Source organism: Oleiphilus sp. HI0117 (genome assembly GCF_001635235.1).
On sequence record NZ_LWGA01001076.1, the window covers coordinates 1 to 7899 of the forward strand.

At 44.0% G+C, this 7899-nt stretch carries 10 protein-coding genes and 1 pseudogene; 3 read left to right on the forward strand and 8 right to left on the reverse strand.

Features of this window, described 5'->3' with window-relative positions; all coding sequences use genetic code 11:
• Window positions 1-532: urease accessory protein UreG (gene ureG / locus A3757_RS19355; protein WP_068740120.1), on the forward strand; the 532-nt coding region annotated here is incomplete at its 5' end.
• Between the two features lie 46 nt (window positions 533-578).
• On the forward strand, window positions 579-788 hold the full coding sequence (locus tag A3757_RS19360) for a hypothetical protein (RefSeq protein WP_068509676.1): 210 nt from the start codon (window positions 579-581) through the stop codon (window positions 786-788).
• 321 nt (window positions 789-1109) lie between these two features.
• On the opposite strand, the gene A3757_RS19365 is transcribed toward A3757_RS19360, so the two are convergent.
• The gene (locus A3757_RS19365; protein ID WP_068552948.1) at window positions 1110-1619 is read right to left on the reverse strand and encodes an aminoacyl-tRNA deacylase; all 510 of its coding nucleotides are present in this window, start codon (window positions 1617-1619) and stop codon (window positions 1110-1112) included.
• A 114-nt stretch (window positions 1620-1733) separates the two neighbouring features.
• Complete coding sequence (locus A3757_RS19370) at window positions 1734-3050, reverse strand: DEAD/DEAH box helicase (RefSeq protein WP_068512989.1); 1317 nt, start codon at window positions 3048-3050, stop codon at window positions 1734-1736.
• 229 nt (window positions 3051-3279) lie between these two features.
• Here A3757_RS19370 and A3757_RS19375 point away from each other — a divergent pair, with 229 nt between their 5' ends.
• Complete coding sequence (locus A3757_RS19375) at window positions 3280-3657, forward strand: DUF2237 family protein (protein ID WP_068510255.1); 378 nt, start codon at window positions 3280-3282, stop codon at window positions 3655-3657.
• A 168-nt stretch (window positions 3658-3825) separates the two neighbouring features.
• On the opposite strand, the gene A3757_RS19380 is transcribed toward A3757_RS19375, so the two are convergent.
• The 6 genes and pseudogenes from A3757_RS19380 to A3757_RS19405 form a co-directional block, all read right to left on the reverse strand.
• The gene (locus A3757_RS19380) at window positions 3826-4695 is read right to left on the reverse strand and encodes a nitrate- and nitrite sensing domain-containing protein (protein ID WP_068512986.1); all 870 of its coding nucleotides are present in this window, start codon (window positions 4693-4695) and stop codon (window positions 3826-3828) included.
• On the reverse strand, window positions 4692-5834 hold the full coding sequence (locus tag A3757_RS19385; RefSeq protein WP_068552949.1) for a methyl-accepting chemotaxis protein: 1143 nt from the start codon (window positions 5832-5834) through the stop codon (window positions 4692-4694). Before A3757_RS19385 ends, A3757_RS19380 begins: the two co-directional genes overlap by 4 nt.
• A 356-nt stretch (window positions 5835-6190) precedes the next feature.
• Window positions 6191-6478, reverse strand: coding sequence for a HigA family addiction module antitoxin (locus A3757_RS19390; protein WP_068512977.1), 288 nt, complete (start codon window positions 6476-6478; stop codon window positions 6191-6193).
• A 9-nt stretch (window positions 6479-6487) separates the two neighbouring features.
• Window positions 6488-6766 carry a type II toxin-antitoxin system RelE/ParE family toxin gene (locus A3757_RS19395; RefSeq protein WP_068552950.1) on the reverse strand — a complete coding sequence of 93 codons (279 nt, stop codon included), beginning with the start codon at window positions 6764-6766 and terminating at the stop codon, window positions 6488-6490.
• A gap of 70 nt (window positions 6767-6836) precedes the next feature.
• Entirely contained in the window at window positions 6837-7139 is a 303-nt protein-coding gene (locus A3757_RS19400) for a transposase (RefSeq protein ID WP_068552951.1), read from the reverse strand.
• 165 nt (window positions 7140-7304) lie between these two features.
• A pseudogene (locus tag A3757_RS19405) lies at window positions 7305-7899 on the reverse strand (hypothetical protein); the annotation flags it as partial.

Sequence of the window (7899 nt, forward strand, 5' to 3'; positions counted from 1 at the left end):
GGTAACCAATGATATTTATACCCAGGAAGATGCTTTATTCCTGACGCGTCACGAAGCTTTGGATGAAGACCGAATCCTGGGTGTTGAAACGGGTGGCTGTCCACATACCGCGATTCGTGAAGATGCCTCAATGAACTTGGCTGCGATTGATGAGCTGATGAAGCGCCATGGAGAGCTCGATGTCGTTTTTGTAGAAAGTGGCGGTGATAACCTTAGTGCGACCTTTAGCCCAGAACTATCGGACTTAACTATCTACGTGATTGATGTATCAGCAGGCGATAAGATTCCACGTAAAGGTGGCCCAGGCATTACTAAGTCCGATCTGTTGATTATCAATAAAATAGACTTGGCTCCACTTGTTGGTGCTTCGCTAGACGTAATGGATCAGGACTCAAAGAAGATGCGCGGTGAACGTCCTTTTGTTTTCTCAAACCTTAAGAAAGCTGAAGGTCTAGACAAAATTATTGATTTCATTATTAGCGAAGGCATGCTTGAGGCCAAAGAAATTCCACCTGCAAAAGCCGTGGTTTGAGTGCTTGACGACTTAGAATAGAATTAGACTAACTTAGGAGAACACAATGAAATTGAAAACCTTAATGACACAAGCAAGTGCCTTAATCGCCATGATGATGGTGAGCCTTGCCTCACTCGCTCACGAAGGTATGCATGCATCAGGGCAGGCGCACGTGGGCGAGAGCCATATGGGCTTAATGGAAGTTTCTTTGGCCGTGATGGCAATGCTAGCAGTTGGCGCATGGGCATTGAAAGAAGCTAAATCTAAGAAGTAGCATTTAGAGTCAGTCCCCGTGTTTCTGTATGCAGAGCCTTCCGTGGCTCGCATGCGGACTAGCACGGGGAGTCCAGATAAGGGATGCAACCCTCTGCTTCCTCAAAGGTCAAAACATCAAAGACTATTCACCACCGAGAACACCGAGCGGCATAGGGCCTCCACCGAGAAGACATATAAGAATTATTAAGGTTGATCTTTACTCTGTGCAGCGAAGCGCTCTGTGACCTCGGTGGTTCAATGTGTTTACGGAGCCTTCCACGGCTCGCAGGCCGGCTAGCACAGGGTTGATCAGCGAGGGGCGGAACACTCTGCCTACAAACTACTGTATTAACTGCGTTCTCGCCTCATAAAACTCTGTCGGGCAGCTAATCACATCATTTTCCTGAAGCCCCATGAGCTGCATAAATGCGCCATGGTTAACATGAATCAGGTTATGGTGGTCGCCACTTTCAAAGTAAATACTAGGCATCTCTTCCAAGCTTTTATCCCAAACTACTGGTAAGCCATAGACTTGGCCTAGTGCAGGAACCGCACCTTCTTCGCAATCATCAAATAAGCTTTTGAGTTCACACTCATCGACCAAGCGATAATGCGAGCCCTTGCCCATATGCTGGTTGAGCAGATCAGGAACAAGCTGATGTGTTGCTGGTATGACACAGAGTCGGTAGTTATCGCCATCGTGGGTGATAACGGCTTTTGCCATTTGTTTGGCTGGCACGTTAGCAAGTCTGGCACTAGCTAAACTGGTATGAGATTCAGGGTGTTGAATGAGGTCGTAGTGCACGCCAACGCGCGACAAGTGAGCTTCGATTCTAGGAGCAATAGACATAACAAGCACCTCCATAAAAGCGAGTGAATCATCATTGTAACGCTGCGAAAGGTGTTAGGCCAAGAACCCTTTGTGCTTAGTCGAGTGCGCTATAGGGCAAATGGCTATAGCGCACTATCTATCACCCCATATGGTTTTATTTGTGGTCTTTGCAGGGCGCTTAGCGCTGGTGCTCGTTGTATTGGGCTTATTGCGGTTAATCTTCTTTTTTGGGGAGTCCTGTTTTTTCTGCTCAGTCTTTTTATTCGCTGGTCGCTTATTCTTCGGTACGTAATTTAAAATAGATACGGGCACGACTTTTCTCACAGGGAAGCCTTCAATTTCTTTTCGCTCAATAATATGACCTAGCCGGCTCTCTATTGCACAAAGATTCTTAAAATCTCCCATTGAGACAAATGAGATCGCTTCGCCAATGGCACCTGCTCGGCCTGTTCGTCCAATTCTATGAATGTATTCCTCAGGCTTAAAGGGCAGGTCATAGTTAACCACTCGGCTTAACTTACCAATATCAATTCCGCGTGCAGCGACTCCGGTAGCCACCAAGAACTTAATTTCGCCAGATTTGAAATCATTCAGTATTTTAGCTCGCATTGCTTGGCTACGGTCACCGTGAATTGCTTCTGCGTGAATACCTCGTTTGCCTAACTGAGCGGCAAGTTTCGCAGCGCCATGTTTTTTCTCAATAAAAATTAGCGCCTGATCCCACTGATTCTCAATAATGAGATGACTCAATAGCGCAGACTTTTTATCTTTATCGACCGTAATCAACCACTGGTCAATGGTGGTCGCGGCAGTTGCCTCGGGCGAAATGGCGATTTCCAAGGCTTCGTCTTTAACCGTCTTAGCGAGGAAGCGTACGTCATCGGTTAGGGTTGCAGAAAACAACAAGCTTTGACGCTCGCTCGGAAGGCGATCAATGATTTTATTGATCTCATCAATAAAACCCATGTTTAGCATTCTATCGGCTTCGTCTAAGATCAGGACTTCTAGTTCGTCAAAATGAACTGCACGGTCATAGACCATTTCAAGTAAACGTCCTGGCGTCGCGACCAGAATATCAACACCTTCAATGAGTCTCTTTTTCTGAGGCTCTGCAGCGATACCACCGTACATAGCCATTGACTTTAGGTTGAGGTACTTCCCGTATTGCGTAATATTGGCTTCAATTTGCTCAGTCAGCTCACGAGTCGGGGTAATAATTAATGCTCGTATGCGCTTGCCGCGATAGTTGTAGGGAACATTAAGTTTTTCAAGCAATGGCAGCACAAAGCTCGCTGTCTTACCTGTACCGGTCTGAGATGCCGCGACCACATCTCTGCCAGCTATGATAGCTGGGATAGCTTTACATTGAATAGGGCTTGGTTCGGTGTAGCCTTTGTCTGTGATGGCCTTTAGAATGGGATCGCTTAATCCAAGCTTAGAAAATGGCATGTACACCTCAGTATCGCGTTAATCTAGGGAGTGGATTGTGCCAATAGGCTGGGTTGAAAGCTATGGTTATTTTTTGAGAGACAAGCATGGTAAGAGAAATTCGTATTGCACAAGCAACATTATCAACATATCCATGTATTATTCGGTTAGACATTTGGAAGACTAAGGCTCAATGCGATGAATGCATCAATAGTCAAAAGCTTAAACAGTTAGTAAGCGGAGAAGCAATATGGATATGGACGAATCAGTAAATGTACTTGGCGAAGTCTTGGAACTATGTGGAAGCGACCCCGTCACAGGGTATTATCGAGATGGAAAATGTAATACCTGTGAAGCAGACACAGGTTCACATACGGTTTGTATCGAAGCGTCTAAAGACTTCTTAGAATATTCCAGGTTTAAAGGGAACGACCTGTCTACACCAGTGCCTGAATACGGCTTTCCCGGCTTGAATCCCGGCGATACCTGGTGTCTATGCGCGGTTCGTTGGTTGCAAGCTCAAGAAGATGGTATGGCACCCAGAGTTCACTTAACTAAAACGCACATAAAAGCCTTGGAAGTCATTCCCTTGGAGCGGCTAAAGCCTTATGCGGCAGACCTAAATTAAGTCTCTGTCTCGGTGCTTGCAGCACTTTTTGACTGATCTAGACGGCCTAAATAATAGTGCTCTATTAGAATAGAAGCGATAAGGGAACACCAAGTTTCTATGTTGGTTTGAGTGCTAATTGGCGAACGTGCGATTAATTTTCTAAGTAAATGGCTAGAAATACCCTGATCAATCAATGCTCGTTGATAACTTAGTGGATGCCAGGTCAAAGAGCTCATTCAAAGGTGCGATAGCTGCGCTCGCCAGTTGAAAGAAATCTGCTCCTGAACGACTATCTACCGAAGAATTGAGCAGCTTGGTTTCGATAAAGCTCTGTAGTTCGGAGATTTTTGTTTGAGCGTTTTTAATCGCTGAGGTCGAGTGCTTATCATCTAGAATGATCACTCTTTTTTCGCCGGGCTTTCTTTCAAGAAAAACCTTATTTAGCGATTCAAACTGAGTGCTTACACGGTCATTCAAGTACTTCAATTTTATTCGGTCTAGAGCTGAACTCTTTCCTTCGGAAACAATACCCATACCGATGGCTCGGGTTTGGCCTATTGATTCAATCGTATCGAGTAACTCCTTCCATATTACATCTAAGCCTGCTTCACGAGATAATGCTACGAGCAGACTATTCTTTTCAGTTTGGTTTTCAATCAAATAGAGCAGATTTGTGATGAGTCGGTTATGTTGGTCGATATTGTTGTTTGCTTCAATTGTTAGGGCACGTGTTTCAAGTCGCTGCCAATGACTTGATATACCTTCAAATAACTTGTCTTTTGTCAGTGATGGGTGATTGCTAACTAATGATGCCCATAGTTTGTTAACGTCTGCTCTCACGGTTTTTATATCTGCTTGTAATGTTTTCTCACCGTGAAGATAGCCTGTGGTTAAGCCGCGATGTTTTTGAATTTGAATCAATAAGCTTTTGAGTGAATTGAGCTGCGCCAAACAGTTTTTAAGTTCCAGTTTTTCGGCATGTTTTTTTCGATTGGTACTAAACCAAACCAGCACACTTGCAATGACTATGAGGACTAAGGAGAGGGTAATGATCATAAACTGTTCTCCATTGGTTCTTTTGATTGGCTTGATTTATTTGCCAGGTATTTGGCGATATTAACCGTTTCGTCAGCGATTGCTGTATTCTCATCTGCTTGTGATAGCAGTGTTTCAACATTGAAAGCAACTTCGTTGGTTGCGTAGCTTTGTTGCTCTGTTGTCGTAGATATATGAGAAATCTTGTCACATATTTGATCGACGACTTTATCGAGGGTACCTAGATTGGCTTCAAGGTTTTGGATGCTATGATAGTTTTCTCTGGCTTTACTGACGACATCATGGACCTGCTGTTTCACACTGCCCATCTGCTTGTGAGATAACTCAATACTGTCGCTAATATCGTTTGCTGATTCTCGGGATCTGATTGCCAGATTTCGAACTTCATCGGCCACGACTGCAAAGCCTCGCCCATGCTCACCAGCGCGTGCCGCTTCGATTGCAGCATTTAAAGATAGAAGGTTGGTTTGATCGGCAATTTCCCGAATGATGTTAGACATTGCTGCAACATTGTTTGACTGCTCAAACAAGACATCCACCATTTTGACGCTTTCTTCAGACAAGGCAGTCATCTTCTCAATCTCAATGCAGGCTTTTTGCGCTTCGGCACGCCCTTGTGCAATTTGCTTACGTGAAGTATCAATGTCGGCATGGGTTTCTCGAACTTGCGTTGCAACATCGCTCACGCTGGCACTCAGTTGAGTGACTGCTGCAGCCGAAGAGGAGATTGCCTGCTTTTGTTCCATGGCATTTTTTGCCGAGGTTGAAGCGCTGATCGATAACTCACTCGCCATATGGTTAAACTCAGTAAAGTAACCGTCTCTATGCTGAACAGAGCGTTCTTGATTGAGTAAATAGTGGCGTAGTGCTTCCAGGACGGAGTGTCCAGATCGAGAATGGAGAGGGAGGTCTCGGTGTTGTACACCGTTTTGTTGAAGTAAGCGTGAAACATCTTTGAGAGGTGCAAAAAACTGGTTTCGTTTATAGATCAGGAATATAGATGAGAGCCCAGAAAGAGCAATAAGAAAAACGGTCCAATATGACGAGGGCTGTATTAGCCACGATGTTAGTGTAATGATCGTTAGTAAGGCGATAAAGGGAGTACTGTCTAGTTTCTCAGCCCAAGGCATATTTCGCATGACAAAGCTCCTCTTGGAAATGCCGATGAATTTGAGTGTTTGTATTACAGAGGAGCAAGTACTATGCCGCAGAGTAACTAAGGATTGTTACTGTTTGTAAGGTCTACGGACGACGCTGGTCTTAGCGGGTTTGAGTGTGAGGAGCAATAATAAGGCATAGTTTATTGTTGGGGTTTTTGCCCTACTAAAATGCGAGATGGATCGTTGTGGTGCATGAATTCACACATTAGCTGCTAAATTTTTTTATTCCAACGTGCCTCCTTGGTATTTCTGAACCGCTAAACTTTCGCAGAGCAAGAGGCACTTAAGGCAGGACATACACCCATAAGTCTACAAGATCTAACTCGTCTTATATGCTAGGCGGCAATTAAAGGCTTTACATCGAGTTCACTTCGATTAGCTTCCGCCTGCCACAAATCATATTGTGTTTGCTGATTCAACCAACTTTCAGCTGATGTATTAAACGCAATCGAAAGCCTCACCGCCATTTCAGGGCTAATACCTGCTTTACCGTTAACAATACTAGAGAGTGTTTTTCGACTAACGCCTAATGCTTCAGCCGCTGCAGTGATACTTAGCTCGAGAGGCTCAAGACAAAGCTCTTTAATAATCTCGCCTGGATGTGGAGGGTTGTGCATTAGCATAATTTCACCTCAGTGATAATCTTCGTAATTTACAATTTCTGCATGTTCCCCATTGAAACGGAACGTCACCCTCCAATTCCCACTAACACGAACAGACCAAACATCTGAACGCTTACCAGATAAGGAGTTCAGAAATAGCCCCGGTAAATTCATATCATCTGGGGAAGTAGAAGCATTAAGTCGGCCTAAAATAAGTTTTAAACGCTTAGAGTGCTTTACTTGAATACCTGAAGTTTTTCCTGCTTTGAAGAACTTCTCGAGGCCTTTGTGTTTAAATGATAGAATCATAAGCCGAATTGTAACCTGATACGACTCAGTTATCAATAAGAGTAATCGGGGTCAGAGTAACATTTACCAATCAACCTTCAATCCTCGGCCTACCCGCTTTTCCAGGAACCACTCGACGATGATACCTTCGCTCAATCTGTTCCTTGAACCCTTCACTACCTATCGCTATTCCCTTGTTAACCGCCTCGCGTATATCTGTGATCATTTCTTCATCTACATGATGCCTAAACAATTCTCTATAATTATTTGACCTTTCATCAGTCGACTTGCCCAGTGCCAAATACTCTTTATGCGGGTTCAATAACCCTGATACTTTACCTAAAGCATTACACTGATAACTTGACCAATAATAATCACCTGGATCTTCAACCATATTGGCGACTACTGGATTTAGCTAAATATATCTATAACATTCCAATAAGTAGCGCTCTGATTCAACTAAGCTGCTTTAAGGGGACTGAGGGATTCTTTTTTAATCAGAGTTCTGTACCAACTAAAAATCCGTTAACTGATTACTTTATAATCCCTCCGTCCCCTTTTACTGCTGCGGATGCAGTGAAACACTTGAGTCCCAAAGTCGGTCCCACAGTAATGTAAGCTTTGTCCAATCAAGTGAATCGTTGACACGTATGGCTTTGATAGGCGAAATAGTCGATACTTGAGTATCTTGGTTTACTTGTTCTGCAATGGCGAAATTGAATGCATAAGCGCCTTCAACGCCCATTCTTAGGTCAGACATGACTATTCGATCTTCACGAGTTTCAGCTTTGTAAAAACCTTTGGTAAACCATACCAGTCGTTGGGCATCCCAATGGCTTTCTAAGCCTTTTAATAACTCGGTGCCTTTAGGGTAGGTCTTAAATTCGATTGTATTCGTGTCTTCCCAAATACTCACATGTGAGATGCTGTAACGATCGCCTTCATCTATCACTATTCGCCATAAGAAAGAGCTCAATGGCATAGGTGTACTGATGGTAGATACGACTTTGCTTGTTCCTTTCTGATTGAGCCAAGCGGTGGCAATTTTCTCTTCCGCGATATGTTTTGCAAAGACGCCCCAGCATAGGTATAGCGATGAAATAGCGAAAGCTGAGGTGGTGATCATGGTGGCTTTCTTTGAAATCCAAGTATTC